The sequence below is a fragment of the Microbulbifer variabilis genome (genome assembly GCF_020524905.1).
Taxonomy (GTDB): Bacteria; Pseudomonadota; Gammaproteobacteria; order Pseudomonadales; family Cellvibrionaceae; genus Microbulbifer; species Microbulbifer variabilis_A.
The window spans coordinates 208,975-227,132 of the sequence record NZ_JAIVKI010000006.1; the positions used below are offsets into that span (position 1 = coordinate 208,975).

17 protein-coding genes are annotated in these 18,158 nt (G+C 51.0%); 12 read left to right on the forward strand and 5 right to left on the reverse strand.

Features of this window, described 5'->3' with window-relative positions:
• Window positions 1–197 precede the first annotated feature (197 nt).
• From LC073_RS09660 to LC073_RS09680, 5 genes are all read right to left on the reverse strand, one after another.
• Window positions 198–2,732 (reverse strand): ATP-dependent DNA helicase, encoded by a 2,535-nt coding sequence (locus LC073_RS09660; RefSeq protein WP_226646496.1) that lies wholly within the window; start codon window positions 2,730–2,732, stop codon window positions 198–200.
• Between the two features lie 2 nt (window positions 2,733–2,734).
• Window positions 2,735–4,390 (reverse strand): VRR-NUC domain-containing protein, encoded by a 1,656-nt coding sequence (locus tag LC073_RS09665; RefSeq protein WP_226646497.1) that lies wholly within the window; start codon window positions 4,388–4,390, stop codon window positions 2,735–2,737.
• Window positions 4,391–4,786: 396 nt separating this feature from the next.
• A complete protein-coding gene (locus LC073_RS09670) occupies window positions 4,787–5,239 on the reverse strand; it encodes a hypothetical protein (RefSeq protein WP_226646498.1) in 453 nt (150 codons plus the stop codon).
• Between the two features lie 435 nt (window positions 5,240–5,674).
• Window positions 5,675–6,106 (reverse strand): hypothetical protein, encoded by a 432-nt coding sequence (locus LC073_RS09675; RefSeq protein ID WP_226646499.1) that lies wholly within the window; start codon window positions 6,104–6,106, stop codon window positions 5,675–5,677.
• A 472-nt stretch (window positions 6,107–6,578) separates the two neighbouring features.
• Window positions 6,579–6,998: a YbaN family protein gene (locus LC073_RS09680; protein ID WP_226646500.1), complete on the reverse strand. Its 420-nt coding sequence runs from the start codon at window positions 6,996–6,998 to the stop codon at window positions 6,579–6,581.
• 484 nt (window positions 6,999–7,482) lie between these two features.
• On the opposite strand from LC073_RS09680, the gene LC073_RS09685 reads away from it, so the two are divergent.
• From LC073_RS09685 to LC073_RS09740, 12 genes are all read left to right on the forward strand, one after another.
• On the forward strand, window positions 7,483–8,625 hold the full coding sequence (locus LC073_RS09685; protein WP_226646502.1) for a 4Fe-4S dicluster domain-containing protein: 1,143 nt from the start codon (window positions 7,483–7,485) through the stop codon (window positions 8,623–8,625).
• Complete coding sequence (locus LC073_RS09690; protein ID WP_226646504.1) at window positions 8,622–9,098, forward strand: cyclic nucleotide-binding domain-containing protein; 477 nt, start codon at window positions 8,622–8,624, stop codon at window positions 9,096–9,098. The genes LC073_RS09685 and LC073_RS09690 overlap by 4 nt, the downstream gene beginning before the upstream one ends.
• Window positions 9,095–9,913, forward strand: coding sequence for an FAD/NAD(P)-binding protein (locus LC073_RS09695; protein WP_226646506.1), 819 nt, complete (start codon window positions 9,095–9,097; stop codon window positions 9,911–9,913). Before LC073_RS09690 ends, LC073_RS09695 begins: the two co-directional genes overlap by 4 nt.
• Window positions 9,889–10,713, forward strand: coding sequence for an oxidoreductase (locus LC073_RS09700; protein WP_226646508.1), 825 nt, complete (start codon window positions 9,889–9,891; stop codon window positions 10,711–10,713). Before LC073_RS09695 ends, LC073_RS09700 begins: the two co-directional genes overlap by 25 nt.
• Before the next feature lie 15 nt (window positions 10,714–10,728).
• Entirely contained in the window at window positions 10,729–12,039 is a 1,311-nt protein-coding gene (locus tag LC073_RS09705; RefSeq protein WP_226646510.1) for a Ni/Fe hydrogenase subunit alpha, read from the forward strand.
• Window positions 12,017–12,502, forward strand: coding sequence for a hydrogenase maturation protease (locus LC073_RS09710; protein WP_226646512.1), 486 nt, complete (start codon window positions 12,017–12,019; stop codon window positions 12,500–12,502). The genes LC073_RS09705 and LC073_RS09710 overlap by 23 nt, the downstream gene beginning before the upstream one ends.
• 15 nt (window positions 12,503–12,517) lie before the next feature.
• Window positions 12,518–12,790 carry a hydrogenase/urease maturation nickel metallochaperone HypA gene (locus LC073_RS09715; protein WP_226646514.1) on the forward strand — a complete coding sequence of 91 codons (273 nt, stop codon included), beginning with the start codon at window positions 12,518–12,520 and terminating at the stop codon, window positions 12,788–12,790.
• The gene (gene hypF, locus LC073_RS09720; RefSeq protein ID WP_226646517.1) at window positions 12,780–15,080 is read left to right on the forward strand and encodes a carbamoyltransferase HypF; all 2,301 of its coding nucleotides are present in this window, start codon (window positions 12,780–12,782) and stop codon (window positions 15,078–15,080) included. Before LC073_RS09715 ends, hypF begins: the two co-directional genes overlap by 11 nt.
• A gap of 6 nt (window positions 15,081–15,086) precedes the next feature.
• The gene (locus LC073_RS09725; protein ID WP_226646519.1) at window positions 15,087–15,329 is read left to right on the forward strand and encodes a HypC/HybG/HupF family hydrogenase formation chaperone; all 243 of its coding nucleotides are present in this window, start codon (window positions 15,087–15,089) and stop codon (window positions 15,327–15,329) included.
• Window positions 15,330–15,333: 4 nt separating this feature from the next.
• A complete protein-coding gene (gene hypD, locus LC073_RS09730; protein ID WP_226646521.1) occupies window positions 15,334–16,461 on the forward strand; it encodes a hydrogenase formation protein HypD in 1,128 nt (375 codons plus the stop codon).
• Window positions 16,427–17,464: a hydrogenase expression/formation protein HypE gene (gene hypE, locus LC073_RS09735; RefSeq protein WP_226646523.1), complete on the forward strand. Its 1,038-nt coding sequence runs from the start codon at window positions 16,427–16,429 to the stop codon at window positions 17,462–17,464. The genes hypD and hypE overlap by 35 nt, the downstream gene beginning before the upstream one ends.
• Before the next feature lie 105 nt (window positions 17,465–17,569).
• The gene (locus LC073_RS09740) at window positions 17,570–17,815 is read left to right on the forward strand and encodes a bacteriophage holin (protein WP_226646525.1); all 246 of its coding nucleotides are present in this window, start codon (window positions 17,570–17,572) and stop codon (window positions 17,813–17,815) included.
• Window positions 17,816–18,158: the final 343 nt, after the last annotated feature.

Consider the following 18,158-nt stretch of genomic DNA (forward strand, 5'->3'; position numbering starts at 1 on the left):
TCTATACCTAGTTGTTTCTCATTTTACAAAACAGGTAGAGGCTTCCACCCTCTAAGGGAGATGACTAACTGGACATTAATCTGGAGTCAGTCCATAAATTTCGTAATTCATAGCCGTCAATGCGACACAACCACCTAATTGTTTACTTTGCTTAAAATAACGTTTAATTGATATTAGTTTAAATACAAACGAAACATTTATTCTACGGTGCAATCGTACAAGCGTTGCCGGTTCCAAAAATAACCCAACTGCTGTGAAAGTTGTTCGCCGTTCTTACTTGTTTGGATTTGCCAATGTTCGGGATACAGGTTTTGATAAAAAATATCCCCAAAACGATAGTCAGCTAAAACAATCACGCCTCGATCTGACTCAGTGCGAATCACTCTTCCCGCTGTCTGCAATACCCGGGTCATGCCGGGATAGCGGTAGGCAATATCAAACCCATCAATCGCCGAGGGGGCCTGCGGGTGCTCTGCTGATTGTCGTAGTAGCTCTTGCTCTTCATTTACCTGGGGAAGGCCGGTACCTACGATAATTGTGCCGATCAATTTCTCCCCGACAAAATCAACGCCCTCAGCAAAGACTCCTCCCATAATGGCAAAACCCAGGCTTTGTGCACCTTCACTAAACGAGGCTAAAAAGGCTTCTCTTTCGCAATCACTGGCTCCGGGTGTTTGTTGTAGCAGTTGTATCTCCGGGTGATCCATTTTGAATCGCTCTGCAACTATTTGCAGGAACTGATATGAAGGGAAAAACACCAGATAGTTGCCGGGATGGCTACGGTAAACGCGAGCAATCAGATCCACTAATGCTGGTAGCGCACTCTGACGTGCCTGGTAGCGGGTATCTAAGTAAGAACAAAGAAATACGCCCTGGCGGGAGGGTTCGAAAGGCGAAGGAAGTACCAAGTATGGGGTCTCGGGCTCGACCCCAAGTTGTGCAGAGACGAAGTCTATGGGGCGCAGTGTGGCTGAGAACAGAATGCTTCCATGAAACTGGGAAAATGACTCCCGTAGGAAGTCTGCGGCATTCAGGCATATTAGCTTTAGCTGGTGCTCCTCCCAGGGGGCATCCCGATCGATTACACGTGTGAGGGCTTGGTGTTGATCTGAAAGGATTTGTTCTATGCAGGCGTATCGATATAGATTTTTCAACCAGTCCCCGATCTCCTCAGGGGGAGGTTTTGCCTGTTCCGATAGTTCATTCAATGTATCTAACACCTTTTGGATAGCGCGAGACACAGCCGCAGGGCGATCCTTTTCGCTATCCAGCGTGCTACACCAGGCTTTTACACTTTGGTTTGAGCGCATTTCCTTATAGAGGTTTTGCTCTTGAAACCGTTTGCTCCATTGAGAAAGTGCGCGCACCAGGGATTGGATGTGCCGATACAACTGTGGGTGACTGCTCTTGCAAGCCAAGGCGGCGCGGCGACTATCTTTGCGGCTCAAACTGGCACTGTGCATTTCCCGTGCACGCTCGCTCAGGTTATGCGCTTCATCTACCAATAGTGCGCGCTTGTAACGTGAATCTTGCAGTGTGGAAATACACACTAAGGGGTCAAAGACATAATTGAAGTCACAGACCACCAGATCGGCCCAGGGCAGCATTTGCAGGGACAGCTCAAATGGGCAGAGATGCCACTGATCGCCAACTTTCGCGATTTCTTCAGGGGTGATTAAAGGTTGCCCCAACAGTTGTTGGCGCGCTTGGGGCAAGCGCTCATAAAAGCCTCTGGTGCGAGGGCAGATACCCTCTTCATCGCGACTGCACAATCCCAGTTTGCATGCACAGGTCTTATCGCGGGCGCGCAACTCCAGCAGAGAGAGCTTTAGACCAACCTGATGTAGCTTGTTAATAGTCTCCCGCACCACCTGCCTGCCAGAGTTTTTCGCGGTGAGATAGAGCAGCTGATCCACCTTTCCCTCACCAAGGGCTTTGATAGCGGGGAATAGGGTGCTAATCGTTTTGCCAATACCAGTGGGTGCCTCGACCATCAGTTGGCCGGCATCCCTGAGACAGCGATAAACGGATACCGCCAGCTGGCGTTGACCGGGTCGGTATTCGGGGAAGGGAAACGATAAATCTTTTGCAGTGCGAATCACCCGTTGTCGGTGCGCTTTCCAGTCACTATGCCACTGGATATATAAGGTGAGGGCATCCTTGGCAAAACTCTCCAGCGCCCTCCAGGTGAAAAGGCGCTGCTCTGGGTGGGATTTTTTCTCCTTGAGGTTGTACCAGAGCATTTGCAACGAGACTTCTGCAACGGAATTGCCATTTTGCCGAAGCTGTTGCAAGTAACAGAAACCATAGATTTTAAGCTGGGCCCAATGTAGCCGGCGAGTGGCCTCTGGCAACGTATCTGGGTGGCAATAGGTGGTTTTGATTTCATCCAGCTGGGCTGGCTGGTGCAAGTCAGCTTGTGGGTGAAAGATATCCACCCGTCCCTCTAAGACAACATCCTGGCCAGCGCACTCCAGCTGCACTTGCAAACGGTATTCGGCTTCCGACCCTTTAGGGCGCCGCTTTTGCAGCTTTTGGTGGGCCCGAATACCCTCTTGGGCAGTTGGACCTGGCCCACCGGTATGAATCAAATCCCCACTGCGGCAGGAGAAAGCCACTAATTCACCCACAGAAACCTGTAGGGTAGGGGTGCATTTGGAAGGGGTATGATCCTCTGCAGGCTCTTTTATCAGATCTGGCTTTTTGAGCGCCTTTCCCACGACTGTTCTCAAGGCTACAACCACTCCACATGTATCACCCGGTGGGGAATATTATGGACCGCGAAGAAAGTCAGCCAACGCTGCTGGTTTTGTTGCAGACGATCTCCGGGGCCTTTGACCTCTACAAGCTCATAGCCACCTTTATCTGGAAACAAAATCAGATCTGGCAGGCCATTGCGATGATGGGTGATGTCGCCAAGTAAGCGCTGAAACAGTGAACGCCAGTGCTCAACCGGGATACGATCCAGGGCTAGCTCCAGCAGTTCCAGAGAGAGCGCCTCCCAGGCGACGAGCGGATTAGCAATGCCCAGCTTCTCCCGATAGGTTTCCATAACCCGTCGTTTTAGTGCACTTGGACTGAGCTCTGTTAGCCGCTGTTCAAACAGAGTATGTCGCGAGGTATAAAAATGTGGAGTGCGGAAATCACTTGGAGCTATCTGGAAGGGGTTATAAAAAGCACCGGGAATGGGAGCAAACAGAATGTCCCAGATATAGAGGCCGAGTACCCCGTTAAATAAACTGTTCTCCACATAGTGGCAGATACCTTCCTCCCGGCTAGCCAGCTCCAAAGCCGTTTGAATCTCTACTCTTTCTGGAGATTGGGGCAGAGTAAATACTTCAAGCTGTGGCTGGCAAGGTTGTGGATTCGCCCAGTTCTGGGTAGAGCCCATCCGTTTGGCGGTACGACATCCAAAGCTTTCAGCAAAATACCGCTCGGCTTCATTGAGTGGGGAGTCGAGAATTTCCCGGCAAAGGCAAAGTGCCAGCTCGGGATTGTCACGTTTAACCGCAATTCTCGCGCGGCGTTCACGGGCCGGAGGTTGCCCGCAGTCTCGATAGAGGCTCTCGGCGGCCTCTAGCTGATCCAGTCTTTCCAGTTGGCGGGCCAGTTTTAGGCGCAGGCGATCCACTCGCCGCGCTAGTGTCAAATCCCCCGGAAGGCCAATTGGCAATTGGCTGGCAAGCTCGAGAATTTCACTGGCACCACTAGCCAGCACCTCCTCGGCCTGCTCCAGGCAATCGTAGTAGAGCAAATACTGTTCGATTTGCTCACGGCTTTGGAAGGGCAGTTGGTGCCTGTCTAGTGTGTAGGACTCATACCGGTACAACCCAAGATCCCTTAGCACATAATCGGTTAGGTCCTGATTCAGGTTGCCAAAAAAGCATAGTTTGAAAGTTTGGAAGTATTCAGCCCCCTGAAATGCTAGCAGGCCCTCTTCGGCCATCAGCTCTTCTCGCCATTCTGTGGAGGAAGCTATCAGGGCCTCTTCCAGCTCCATCCGCTTGAGGGACTTGCTCAAACCAATCGGGCCTGCTACGTATAACTCTGTTTTGGTAAACAGTGCTAAAAGCTCTCGATCCTGCAGGGAAGGGTTCCTGATCAAAAGCCCTGCGGAGCAAAGAGAATCTACAGCCTCGGTAAGCTTGCTGATTTCCTGGTAAGACAGCTTTCCCTCTCTGAACAGAGCCCCAGCTGATGATGGGACCCCCTTGCGAGAGAGTAGCCTTACATAAAGACGCTGGCTATCGGCATCAAGCTCACAAAATAACCTGTAAAAACTCAGTTCGCTGGTGGAGAGAAGCTGCGTATAGCGAGAAACAACAAAATCAACCAGTGTGCGAAAATTGGTTAAATAGTAATCAGGTGCTAGCTCAATAGAGATGGCCATGGTAAGGGCAACAGTGTGTCAACAATGAATCGTGGTGAGTAGTATCGATATAGAGGCTGTATGGTTGTACAGCATATCGCTTCTGGAGACAAAGCTATAGGCTGACTTTACGGCCATAGAAAAAGCACTGCAGCGGTAAGGTTTAGATGATTCCGAGAAGCTTCCTCACTGGTAAAAGTATCAGTACTTCAACAGACTTTTGGGCAAGCTATACCAGAAAAAGAGTTTTAGGGATGGAGTGAGAACAAATAAGGAATAAATTGTAATCGGTGAGTTAAGTTACTCAAAGATTTTATCCATCGTCTTGGGAATGGTAATGTAAATAGGCTTGTAAATAGAAGGGGCTAAGCGCCCCTCCTATTTAGCCGAAAATGGCATCACCTAGCGCTGTAAAACTCAAGAAGCTTGAATTGAGGTTTTGCTTTGATGCGCGTTCGACTTGGGAACCTGTACTCTATATTCTGGGAACATATTTACGGTAACAGTAAAGTCACACTTAGTCGGACCAGCAACATGCTTCAGGCCCCACCAATATTTTAATTTAACGGTTTCGCCTGGGGCGATGGGGTGGCCGTAGCTAATAAAGCCGTCTTCTATTGGAGTGCCGGCTGAATTACACAGGTAGGCATCCCAGGTCATACCATTATCATCAAGATCCAGGAATACTTTGGCGTCGAGGATAGGAAATTTTCCGGTATTTTTGAGTTCTATAAGCCCCTGAATATAACTTCCTTCAGTAGAGTCTTCTATGCCAGTCCATGCAGCCCAGTGAAAACTGGTTGCCTCAAGACTATCAGAAATAAATGGCTTATCTGTATCCCAACCTTCAACATGACCAATATTTGACATGATTAATCCTTTTCTTCAGAAATATCATTAATAAATTAATGACTGCAAGTGGGTACCGCCTATTTTTTAAAACGAAAGCCTAGGAAGAGGGGAGACAAAACAATAGCAAATCAAAAAATCATGAGATGTATGTTCTGGGCTTTACCCTAAGATCCCTGCTAACTGTGCACCCCTTGGTGCACAGGCGGAGTATCGGGGCCATAAAAGCCGATATCAACCCTTAAATATTGGATGAGCAGTAATGGCGAGATGAATAGCGCCATTTTTTTTGCTGAGGATATTATGCATGCCACACAAAGAGTTTTTAACCCATCGCTTTATATTGTGCCAATAACAATTGGTCTTCATAAAGGCTGGCTAAATTAAAGTAAATTCTACCAAGGTATTCAGGGCTATGGTTTTGCAATCAGAAAAGGAGTAAAAGAAGAGCGACTCTTATTTTATATATCGAAAAACTTTACGATACCTAAAGATAATAAACCAAAGAAATAAGGCAAGTGGTGTAATCATCAAGACGGCCATTTGATTTTTTAATACCGCCATGTTCATTGTGATGATCACCGTGCCCAGCTCATAAACGTCAGTGACGATGATTACAGGCAGGAAAAACGCCCAAAATCTTGCGGTGCCAATTTTTTTGGCGAAGGCCAGCCCAAAAAAACCTACAAAATAAGTGGTGTAAATGATCAAGCTCGCGATCAACCACCATATTGGCTGGTTGTGCTCATTGTAGGCAAAGGCTTCAAACTGAGATGTCGCTTCTATCGGAACCAGAAGGAAAAACAATACCTTCCAGAGCACACTTGGCTTATAGATTAAAGTTCCATTACCAAGAGCACTATCTGAGGCCCGGTAGAGTTCATGCATGAAACATACCTATTATTATTACTTTGCCGTTTATAAACCGTTCATTACAGATAATCTTGTTAACCCAAGATTCTCGAAGCTCTCCTGATAGAAGAGGCTAGCTAGGGGCGCCACAATCAACGAGAGGGCGCAGAGGATATTCTGATCCCAGGCAAAGTCAACTAATTAATCCGCCATTTTTATGACAATGCGAAATCGACCTGAAAACCACATTTTTTAGTCGAATTCATACTGCTTGAATGCGGCATGTTAGAGGATAAAACAGGGCAATACCTATTAGGTGGTAAATTTCTGTGACGCCAAACGCAAAGTCATGATTTAACCTTTGATGACATGGCGTGCATTCACATAAAGCAATCATCTTTCCTGTTGTCAGTTATTCATTTAAGGGAGTATTTTTCCTTTAGCCTTTTAATAATTTTAAAGACAAAAACAAAACCGCAGAATTTTTTTGCTACAGAGCCGTATCGCATTATTGCTCTGCTGGTTCGGGTCGACTCCAAACCCAAAATAACCCGCAGCCAATGCCACCAATAGCGAAAAACAGTAAATACAGATTGGCGATATGATGAATAGCCAGTGCCATAGAGAGAGCCATAGTCAAGGTGGCCAGCAGTTTGGTTCTCCTGCTGATATAACCACTGCGCCAGGTTCTTAACAGGTGCCCAAACAATCGATGGTCCTCAATCCACTGGTGCAGTCGTTCAGAACTTTTAGAGGCCGCCCAGGCCCCCACAACAATGAATACCGCAGAAGGTAATCCCGGCAGGATTGCGCCAATGATTCCGACAAGGATAAAGAAACAAGCTACGGCTCCCCATAGCCAGCGCAGCCAACCATTGGCTAACGGAGGGGTTTCCATATCAGGCACTTCTTCATTATGTAGACTCAACCTAAATCTCCACTTACTAACCCACTTCACAGATAAAAGAACAGCTACTTGCAACCGCCTGCTCACTATATCAAATCAGCTGTTATTAGTGACACCTGAATCATGCACATTCCCAGTCGGGTTTGGCAGTTATTTCTTAAGAAAATTTTAGGAATGAATAGGTTATTTCAAGTAATAACATCATTAAGATGACAATGTGTCACGGAAAACACCAAAATGATTATTCTATTAATCAGTCACATCCCTTTTAGTTTTATTGGAATTCTCTACATAACTGAAACTGACGCCTAAAAAACACCCAAATGCTGCTGTTTTATGAAAGCAATAAGAATATCAGCTTCTTTTTCCACCCTTATAACCCGTCATAGAAAACACCTCCATCAATACACGATGTCTTCGAGTGATAGCGACTTTAACACTACACTCATTATCAGTACTGACCTTGGCACCCAATCTTCATATTTTGATATGAGTAATAAGCACTATGGATTATCGGCTGCAAGCGTCCGACCTGGAGTGCCTCATTCAAGCAATCCGCAATAAGGGCTACCTACTGTATGGGCCCACACTAATTGACGGGGCCATAACCTACGGTGAGATTCACTCGGTTTCAAACCTCCCGCAGGGGTGGACCGATGATCAACAGGCAGGGCAGTACCGGGTTATGCGCCGGGGGGACAAAGCCTATTTTGGCTACGCTGTGGGCCCACATTCCTGGAAGAAATATCTACAATTGCCTCGCCGGCCTGTGTGGAAGGTAGCCAAGCAAAATCAAGCCATAGAAATTATTGAGGTTCAGGAGACAGTCCCTAAGCAGGCGTTCCTGGGAGTGCGTAGCTGTGAGTTGCACGCAATCGCCATCCAAGATCGGATCTTATCTCAGGGGGATTATCGTAATGAGAGCTACCGCCAGAGGCGGGCGCAGTTGTTCACCGTTGCGCTGAACTGCACCTCGGCGGCAGATACCTGCTTTTGCACTTCGATGAACACCGGCCCCGAGGTCACTCTGCCCAGCGATCTGACCATGACCGAGATGATTGAGGGCAGGGAGCATTTCTTCGTAATTAGTGGTGGTTCAGAAGCTGGCACAAAGATTATGGAAAAACTCCCTTTACGCCCAATTAGCGAGGGGGAAAGAAAACTGGCCAAAGAAAGGGTGGAACGGTTGGCAGAGGAGATGCGGCGCGGACCGCGCCACTTCGATAGTTCAGATCTAAAAGAGTTGCTTTATAGAAACCTCGATAGTTCTAACTGGGAAAAGGTTGCGGATCGTTGTCTGTCCTGTGCCAACTGCACTATGGCCTGCCCAACGTGCTTTTGCTCCACCGTTGAAGACACCACTGACCTCAGCGGAGAACATGCCGAGCGCTGGGAGCGTTGGGATTCCTGCTTTACTGCGGACCTTAGCCATATTTCTGGTGGCTCAGTGCGTGCCGATACCCGCTCTCGTTACCGTCAGTGGATGACTCATAAACTGGCCAGTTGGCACGACCAATTTGATAGCTCTGGTTGCGTGGGCTGCGGTCGTTGTATCACCTGGTGCCCGGTGGGTATCGACCTCACCGAAGAGGTGCGCACTATCCGAGCCCTGGATCAAAAACAGGTGCGCAACCAGGAGAAACCATGAAAACCATCGCCGATCTGCTCCATGAGCATCCCTTTTTTCGAGGTTTGGCGGAGAGTGATCTGCAGTTCCTGGCCTCCTGCGGAGAAAATTGTGTCTATCACAAAGGTGACTACTTGGCGCGGGAAAACAGCCAGGCAAACCATTTTTTCCTGATTCGCAGTGGCCGGGTTGCGGTGGAAACCTTTGTTCCACATCGCGGCCCGCTGTGCCTGCTCACTTTACGTGGCGGTGATATTTTCGGTTGGTCCTGGTTATTTCCGCCTTATATTTCGGCCTTTGATGCCCGCGCTCTGGAAGATGTACGTAGTCTGCGCCTAGGTGGGGAGTGCTTGCGCAATAAATGCGAACAGGAACCCAAACTGGGGTTTGAGCTAATGAAGCGCTTTGCGCGGATTGCCACCGAACGGCTTCAGTCCGCACGTATCCAATTGCTGGATATTTATGGGCCAGATCATCAGGGCCATACAGCATGATTCCCACCGTTTACCGGGTGAGCGAGCGGAGCGTGGAGTATCCGGGGACTTTCACCTTGAAGCTGGAGGCCGAGAACCCTGAGCCGGATAAGCTGCCGATGCGTTTTGCGCCCGGCCAGTTCAATATGTTGTACGCCTTTGGTGTTGGAGAATCCGCTATTTCATTTAGCGGACTGGGAAGCGACGATGGCAATCTCATTCACACCATTCGCGCCCAAGGGAATGTTACTCGCGCCTTGGAGCGCTTAAAGGCGGGGGAATCCCTAGGAGTTCGGGGGCCTTTCGGAATCGGCTGGCCGCTACATGCCACGGTCGGTAGAGAGGTTTTGATTATTGCCGGTGGTCTCGGCCTGGCGCCGTTACGCCCAGTTATCTATGCCGGACTGCTGGGGCATTTAGCGGCAATCAGGGTACGCCTTTTTTACGGTGCGAGGCGCCCTAGTGAACTGCTCTATCGCGAGGAGTTGGCACAGTGGGGCCAGCAGCTCAATCTTGAAATTTCCGTGGACCATGGCGATGGCACCTGGCCAGGGCATATCGGTGTGATTACCGATCCTCTACAAGCGGCCCAAATAGATGGGGCCAATTCGGTGGCATTCCTGTGCGGTCCGGAAATAATGATGCGCTTTTGTATCCAGGTTCTGTTGCGCAAAGGCGTACCTGCATCCTCAATCTATCTATCGATGGAGCGCAATATGAAATGCGCCATCGGCCTCTGCGGACACTGTCAGTGGGGTCCAAACTTTATCTGTAAGGATGGCCCGGTCTTTTGCTATGAGGATATACGCCCATGGCTGCAGATTCGCAGCTTATAGCTCGGCAGCCCCATAAACCCAAGCTGGCGGTATGGAAATTCACCTCCTGCGATGGCTGCCAGCTCAGTTTACTGGATTGCGAAGATGAGCTGTTACTGTTGGGGCAGGAAGTGGAGATCGCCTACTTTATGGAGGCCTCCAGTAAAGTGGAAGAGGGGCCCTACGATATTTCCCTGGTGGAGGGCTCTATCACTACGCCCGCCGATCTGTTGAGAATCCAGGAGGTGCGGCGCCAGTCAAACTTCTTGGTGTGTATCGGCGCCTGCGCGACTGCCGGCGGTATCCAGGCACTGCGCAACTTTGCCGATGTCGTCGAGTTCACTTCCGCGGTTTATGCGGAGCCCACCTATATTGATACCCTAAAAGACTCCACACCAATTTCTGCCCATGTGCCGGTGGATTTTGAATTGCAGGGCTGCCCAATCAACAAGCTGCAACTATTGGAGGTCATCAGCGCTTTCCTGAATCATCGTGCCCCCCAGATCTCTGCCCACTCTGTGTGCATCGAATGCAAACTTAAAAACAACGTCTGCGTGTGGGTGGCCCATGGCACCCCCTGTATGGGGCCGGTGACCCACGCCGGCTGCGGCGCACTTTGCCCGAGTTACAACCGCGGCTGCTATGCCTGCTATGGCCCCAAGGAGAACCCCAATGGAGAATCCCTGTGTCATTGGTGGGAGGAAAAGCTGGGAGCTGATAGATCAACCGTTATCGAGAATTTACGTAATTTCAATGGGTTAGCGCCACATTTTAAAGTAATTAGTGAAAAAAGAGAGCGGGGGCAGAAGGGGAAATCCTGATGGGTAGGGAAGCCGATGGCCGGTAAAAGCAAGACCATTAAAGTCGACTATCTGGCACGGGTAGAGGGCGAGGGAGCACTTTATATTCGCTATGACGACCATGGTGTGCACGAAGTACAGTTGAAGATTTTCGAGCCACCCCGGTTCTTTGAGGCCTTTCTTCGGGGCCGCGACTACACAGAAGCACCGGATATTACCGCCCGTATTTGCGGCATTTGTCCGGTGGCTTACCAAATGAGCGCGCTGCACGCCATGGAGAATGCGCTGGGCCTTGTGCCCACCGAGCCCCTGAGAAATCTGCGCCGCTTACTCTACTGCGGTGAATGGATCGAAAGTCATATGCTGCATATCAGCATGTTGCATGCACCGGACTTTCTCGGTTATCCCAATGCAGTGGCCATGGCCAAAGATCATCCTCAAGTCGTGCAACGTGCCCTGGAGATTAAGAAAACGGGTAATGCCTTGGTGCGCCTGCTTGGAGGCAGAGAAGTCCACCCCATCAATGTGCGCGTGGGGGGCTTTTATCGGGTGCCAAGCCAGGAATCCTTTCAAGCACTGCGTCCACAACTGATAGAAGCCCGAATTCTGGCCGAGTTAATGGTCCGCTGGGCAGCAGGACTGCCATTTCCCTATTCCGAGCAATTCTATGAGTGCGTCGCCCTCTCTAGTCCCAGGGAATACCCTATGAATGAGGGCCGTATAGTGTCCAATCGTGGGCTGGATATTTCGGTACAGGACTACGAAAAACATTTTCGCGAGCAACAGGTGCCCCACAGCACGGCGCTGCATAGCGTGTTAATAGAGCGAGGCGCTTATCTTGTGGGCCCGATGGCGCGTTACAACCTGAACTATCCCCAACTCTCCGAAGGAGTGCGAAGCCTTGCCGAGGAGCTGGGATTCAAAGCGCCCTGTAACAATCCCTTCAAAAGCATCGTGGTGCGCTGTCTGGAAGTGCTCTATGCCCTGGAGGAGGCTCTTCGGCTGATTGATGGATTTCAAGCGCCCGATGAGCCCTACCTGGTAGCGGAACCTAAGGAAGCCAGTGGCTGTGCTGCTACCGAGGCGCCGCGTGGGCTGCTCTATCACCGTTATGCAATTAACCGCGAAGGCAAAATTACGTTTGCCAAGATCGTCGCACCCACCTCACAAAATCAAAAAACGATTGAAGAGGATCTGCGCCTGATGTTGCCCAAATTTATGCATTTGCCCGAACAGCAATTGCAGGGTTTATGTGAGCGCGCCATTCGTAATTACGACCCCTGTATTTCCTGCTCAACCCATTTCCTGCAGCTACATTTGCAACATGAAGCAAAAAGAAACTCCTGAGCGTTGGCTGCTGGTCAGCCTAGGCAACCGCTTTCGGGGTGACGATGGGGTGGGGCCCTATCTGCTCGACAGGTTGCGCGGCCAGTTAAAAGAGAACGCAGACTTTCTGGAGAGCGGCAACGATATGGTAACCCTTGTTGGGCGGTGGAAGGATCGACAGGTTTGCCTTCTGGATGCGGTTTTCTCAGGCGAACAACAGTCCGGCGATTTAATTCGTGCCAATGGCCTGGCTGATGTGATCTCACCCAGCGCCTGTACCACCTCCAGCCACGGTTTTAATCTGAGAGAGGCCATCGACTTGGGTAGAGCGCTGGACTCGCTGCCTCGTCGCCTGGAAATTTTTGCGATCTGTGCACAGAACATTGCCTGTAGTGATCATCTCACTGCCGAAGTGAAGTCCGGCGCCGAGCGTGCCGAACAGGAACTACTCGCGTTTCTACAAGCCGATACCGGTGAAAGCTGACAACGGAGGTCAGCCATGCACGAACAATCCCTGATCAGTAACCTGATCGAGAAAATCCAACAGCTCGCCGATAACGAAGGCGCCAGGGTCGTAGGCGCCAAGCTGCGCTTGGGGGCCCTTGCTCATATATCCGCTGCTCACTTGCGTGAACACTTCGAACAGGCAACTTTTGGAACCCCTCTGGAAGGATTGCAACTGGAAATCGAAGAGCACACAGATATTCACCATGCCGAGGCACAGGACATCATCCTGGAAAATCTGCAATTCGAGGTCAGTGATGGACAGTGAACGTCGTCGAGTTGCCATCAAGGGCCTCGTCCAAGGGGTGGGGTTCCGCCCATATATTTACCGCTTGGCATTGGACTGCCAACTCACGGGCTGGGTCGCCAATCATAGCGGCGGACTGCAGTTAGAGGTTGAGGGAGAAACAGCTGCAGTTGAAAAGTTTTTACAGCGTTTGCCTTTGGAAAAACCACCCCATAGCCTGATTCTCAATATCGAGAATGAAGTGGTTCCAGCTGAAGGCGGTAGCGGATTTCAGATACGCGAAAGTACGGTTGCCGCAGCACAAACCACCATGGTGCTACCGGATCTGGCTCCCTGTAACTTCTGTCAGGCCGAGCTACAGGATTCACGCAACCGACGGCACAAATATCCCTTTATCAACTGTACCCACTGTGGACCGCGCTTCAGCATTATCGATAAGCTGCCCTATGACCGCGCCAATACTGCCATGCAGCAGTTTACTCAATGCGCCAAGTGTCAGGCCGAGTATGCAAATCCTGCCAACCGACGTTTTCACGCCGAACCCAATGCCTGCCCAGAGTGCGGCCCGCAACTGCAGTTTTGTGATGCCAAAGGCAAAGTCCTCTACACCCGCCAAGCAGCCTTGAATGAGACTCTCGCAAGCTTGGCAAGTGGACAAATAGTGGCACTTAAGGGAGTGGGTGGATTCCAGTTGCTGGTCGATGCCGGAAGCAGCCATGCCTTGGAGCTACTGCGTAAACGCAAGCAGCGCCCACACAAACCTTTCGCACTGCTTTACAGCTCCTTGTCAGCCGTGCGCCGGGATTGCCGGATTTCCGAACTGGAAGCCAAGCTGCTCACATCATCAGCGCGGCCCATAGTATTGTTGGAAGCCAAACCGGAAGCGAGTGACAGAGTACATGACCTAGTGGCACTGGGTTCACCAGACCTGGGGGTGATGCTGCCGGCCTCGCCGCTACACCTACTGCTTGCAGAAGAGTATGCCGCTCCTTTAGTCGCCACCAGCGGCAATCTGGCCGAGGAACCAATCTGCATTGAAAACACAGAGGCATTGCAGCGCCTCGGCAAAATTGCCGACCGGTTTCTACTGCACAACCGCCGTATCGTCAGGCCGCTGGATGACTCGGTGATGCGCGTGGTAGAGAATCGCCCGTTAATGTTGCGCCGGGCGCGTGGCTACGCACCCCTGCCGATTACCCAGGCAAAGTTGTCACAACAGGCAGTGGCGGAACCCTACCTGGCTCTCGGGGCAGATTTAAAAAATTCCGTGGCCTTATCTCACAATGGTTGGATTTATCAGAGCCAACATATTGGCGACCTGGGCAGCGCCACCGCAATTGAACACTTTGACCGTACCATCGCGGATCTCACACGCTTACAGCAACACCGCCCACAAACTCTGATACACGATCAGCACCCCGGCTACAGCTCCCATCGATGGGCACTCAAACAGCGGGCTCCACGTCTGGAAGTGCAACACCATGTGGCCCATCTTTTTTCCTGTATGGCCGAACACGGCTACAGTGGAGCCGCGCTTGGTGTCTGCTGGGACGGCACCGGCTTTGACAGTAGTGGCATAGTTCGTGGGGGGGAGTTCCTTCTCTGGGATGGCGCCTCTAAAGTGGAACATGTCGCCAGTCTGCGCACATTTCCGCTGCCCGGTGGCGAGAAAGCCGTGCGCGAACCGAGGCGGGCCGCAGCGGGTTTGCTGTATGAAATATCCGGATACGTGGCATTACAACACCAGCTGTTGAAGCGCTGCTTCACTCGCAGCGAGCGCCGCAATCTGGTCACCATGCTGGAAGGGGAGGTCAACAGCCCTCTGTGTAGCAGCGCCGGTCGCTTATTTGACGCAGTGGCCGCACTACTGGGGCTCTGTAGTCAGTCTAGTTTCGAGGGGCAGGCCGCACTAGCGCTGGAGTATAGCGCCCGTGGAATTCAGAGCGGCGACAGCTACCCATTCGATCTCTATCGACGTGGAAATAAATGGGAACTGGACTGGGCTCCCTGCATCGGTGCTTTGATACACGATGAAGCTAAATCACTGCCGCAACGGGCTGCGGCCTTCCACAATACTTTGGCCCATATGATTCTGGCGGTGGTTCGCGAAGTCGGTGAGGCAAAGGTTTTTCTCTCCGGTGGCGTTTTCCAAAACCGGCGACTAACTGAGAGCACCGCCATGCTCCTGCGCCAACAGGGTTTTACCGTGCACTGTCACAGCCAGATACCTCCAAACGATGGCGGCATCGCCCTGGGGCAACTTCACTATGCCCACTGCATGGCTGCGGCCGGGCAGCCAGTGGGAGGTTAGCAGCCCATGTGCTTAGGCGTTCCCGGCCTCATTGAAGAGATCACAGGCGATTCCCCCCTTGAGCGCCTGGGCAAAGTACGATTTGGCGGCATAGCGCGGCAAATCAATTTGTCTCTGGTTCCCGATGCCGGTGTTGGCGATTATGTGATCGTGCATGTGGGTATTGCCATCAGCCAAATAAAGGAAGAGGAAGCCACACAGGTTTTTCGCGATCTGGAAGCCTTGGATGGGCCCAGCAGCCAGGAGTGATGCAGTGAAATTCGTCAATGAATACCGCCAGAGCGAAAACATCCAGAAAATCGCCGCAGAAATCCGCAAAGTGACCACGCGCCCCTGGACGATTATGGAGGTGTGCGGCGGTCAAACCCACGCCATTGTTAAGAACCGCCTCGACCAGTTACTGCCGCAGGAAATAGAGTTGGTTCATGGACCCGGCTGCCCGGTTTGCGTTACGCCCTTGGAAACAGTTGATAGGGCCATCGCCATCGCTGCCTTACCGGAAGTCATTTTCTGCTCCTTTGGCGATATGTTGCGGGTACCGGGATCAGAGCGCAGCCTGCTTGATGTGAAGGCCGATGGAGGCGATATTCGTATCGTCTACTCACCCTTGCAGGCGGTGAAGATCGCAGAGGACAATCCCGCGAAACAAATCGTCTTTTTTGCCGTTGGATTTGAAACCACCGCTTCCGCTAATGCCATGGCCGCCACCCAGGCCAAAAACAAATCACTACAAAATTTTTCCCTGCTGGTCTCCCAATTCTTGGTGACACCCGCTATTGCCTCTATTTGTTCTGACGAGGACACGCGCGTGCAAGGGTTCCTTGCGGCCGGTCATGTGTGCTCCATAACGGGCTACGAGAATTACCTGCCACTTGCGGATAAATACCGGGTGCCCATCGTCGTCACCGGTTTTGAACCCCTGGATATCCTCGAAGGATTACTGATGTGTCTGCGCCAATTGGAGCAGGGCAGTTATAAGGTTGAAAACCAATATCTGAGGGCGGTGGAACGAGCCGGTAACCGGCAAGCACAAATGTTACTGGACAATGTGTTTAAGGTTTCTGCCCAGCAATGGCGAGGCTTGGGAGAAATACCGGCGAGCGGTTTGGGGCTTCGTGAAGAGTTTTCAGTATTTGATGCCGCACAAAAATTTGCACTGCCCAAAATCAAAACCCAGGAACAACATCACTGTATTAGCGGCGACATTATGCTCGGTCATAAAAAGCCCGCTGATTGTCCTCACTTCGGTACAGACTGCCGCCCAGAACGCCCCTTGGGTGCCCCCATGGTTTCTTCAGAGGGCGCCTGCTCCGCCTATTACCGCTACAGCCAACAGGAAAAAGCCCGTGAATATTCAATGCCCACTCCCAACGACAAATAAGGACAGTATACGGCTTGGGCATGGCAGTGGCGGCGAGATGACCCAGCAGCTTCTAAAAAATTTTATCCAGCCGCTATTTAAAAATACCTGGATCGACCAGGCCCATGACAGCGCTACCTTGCCTTGGAAATCTGATCAATTAGTGTTCACCACCGACTCATTCGTAATTACCCCACTGTTTTTTCCTGGTGGGGATATCGGCAAATTGGCCGTATACGGCACAGTTAATGACCTGGCCATGGGCGGCGCTGAGCCAAAATTCTTAAGTTGCAGCCTGATTTTGGAAGAGGGACTACCGCTCAGTACATTAAAAAGAGTGCTGGAATCCATGGCTACAGCAGCGGAGGAAACCGGGATAAAGCTGGTTACCGGAGACACCAAGGTGGTGGAGAGAGGCAAGGGTGATGGTATCTATATCAACACCAGCGGAGTAGGTACTTTACTGAGTAATCATCCAATAGACCCCAGTTATATCCGCCCCGGTGACCGGATTCTATTGTCCGGCGATATAGGCCGACACGGCATTGCTGTTATGGCAAGCCGCGAAGGTCTGGAGTTTGAAAGTGCGCTCACCAGTGACTGCGCCCCACTAAATTGGGCGGTTAAGGCTCTGCTGCAGGGAGGTGTAGAAATTCACTGCTTGCGCGATCTTACTCGTGGCGGCCTCACCACCGCACTGGTGGAGCTGGCCGAAACGAGTGGCAGGGCGTTTGAGCTGGATGAAGAACAGATCCCAGTTTGCGAATCAGTACAGGGGGCCTGTGAAATGCTGGGCTTAGACCCGCTTTACGTTGCCAACGAGGGGCGCTTCGTTGCAGTTATTCCCGAAGAGTACGCTGGTCAGGCCATCGCAATCCTAGGTGAAGACCCAGTGGGGGAATCCTGTGCAATCATTGGGCAGGTCTCAGACAATCCCAGTTGCCAGGTAATCCTGAAAAATGGCCTGGGTTGTGATCGCCTGTTGCAACGCTTACCTGGAGAGCAGTTGCCGAGAATCTGTTAATAGGGATATAGATCACAGCAGTCTCAGCTTGGCTCAAGTGTGTTACCCCTTTGCTATCATCAATACTTAATAGTATTCATTTTGTCTAGTACAGGAGAGGCCCCTATGAACCGGTGTGTTCCAAACGCCTTAGGCGTTGCAATTGGTGTTTTGTGGGCAATCTATGTCTTTTTCTGTGGTATCACGGCCATGTTTGGCTGGGGAGTGGAACTCGTCGATACACTTTCGTCACTTTATATTGGCTATGCAGCAACCTTTATTGGTGCCCTAATAGGCGCTGTGTGGGGATTTGTTGACGGCTACATTGCTGGCGTTGTTATTGCTTGGATATATAACAAGCTGGCGAAGTGAGATCTAACACGAAGTTGTACGGTAGATATGCAATCCTAAAATCAGATAGCCACAAAAATTTAAAATTCAGAGCGCGTATATTGCAACAGCAAGATGAAAGGGGGACCATTAAAAAGCACTTATCTTTAAACTTCTGCTTCCCCAGCGAAACCGAAAACACCTTGCTCCCTATATAACTCTGAATGCTGGCATCTTCGAAAAAATCTCCTAACCTGATTCACTGTTAATCAGCAACCACCCGCATAGCGGGTGGTATGGTGAAAGCCCCCAGAGGGGGCTATTTACAACCCCGCCAGTTGCATCTGCTCTTGCCGGCGTTCTTCAACCTCTTGATTCTTGATGT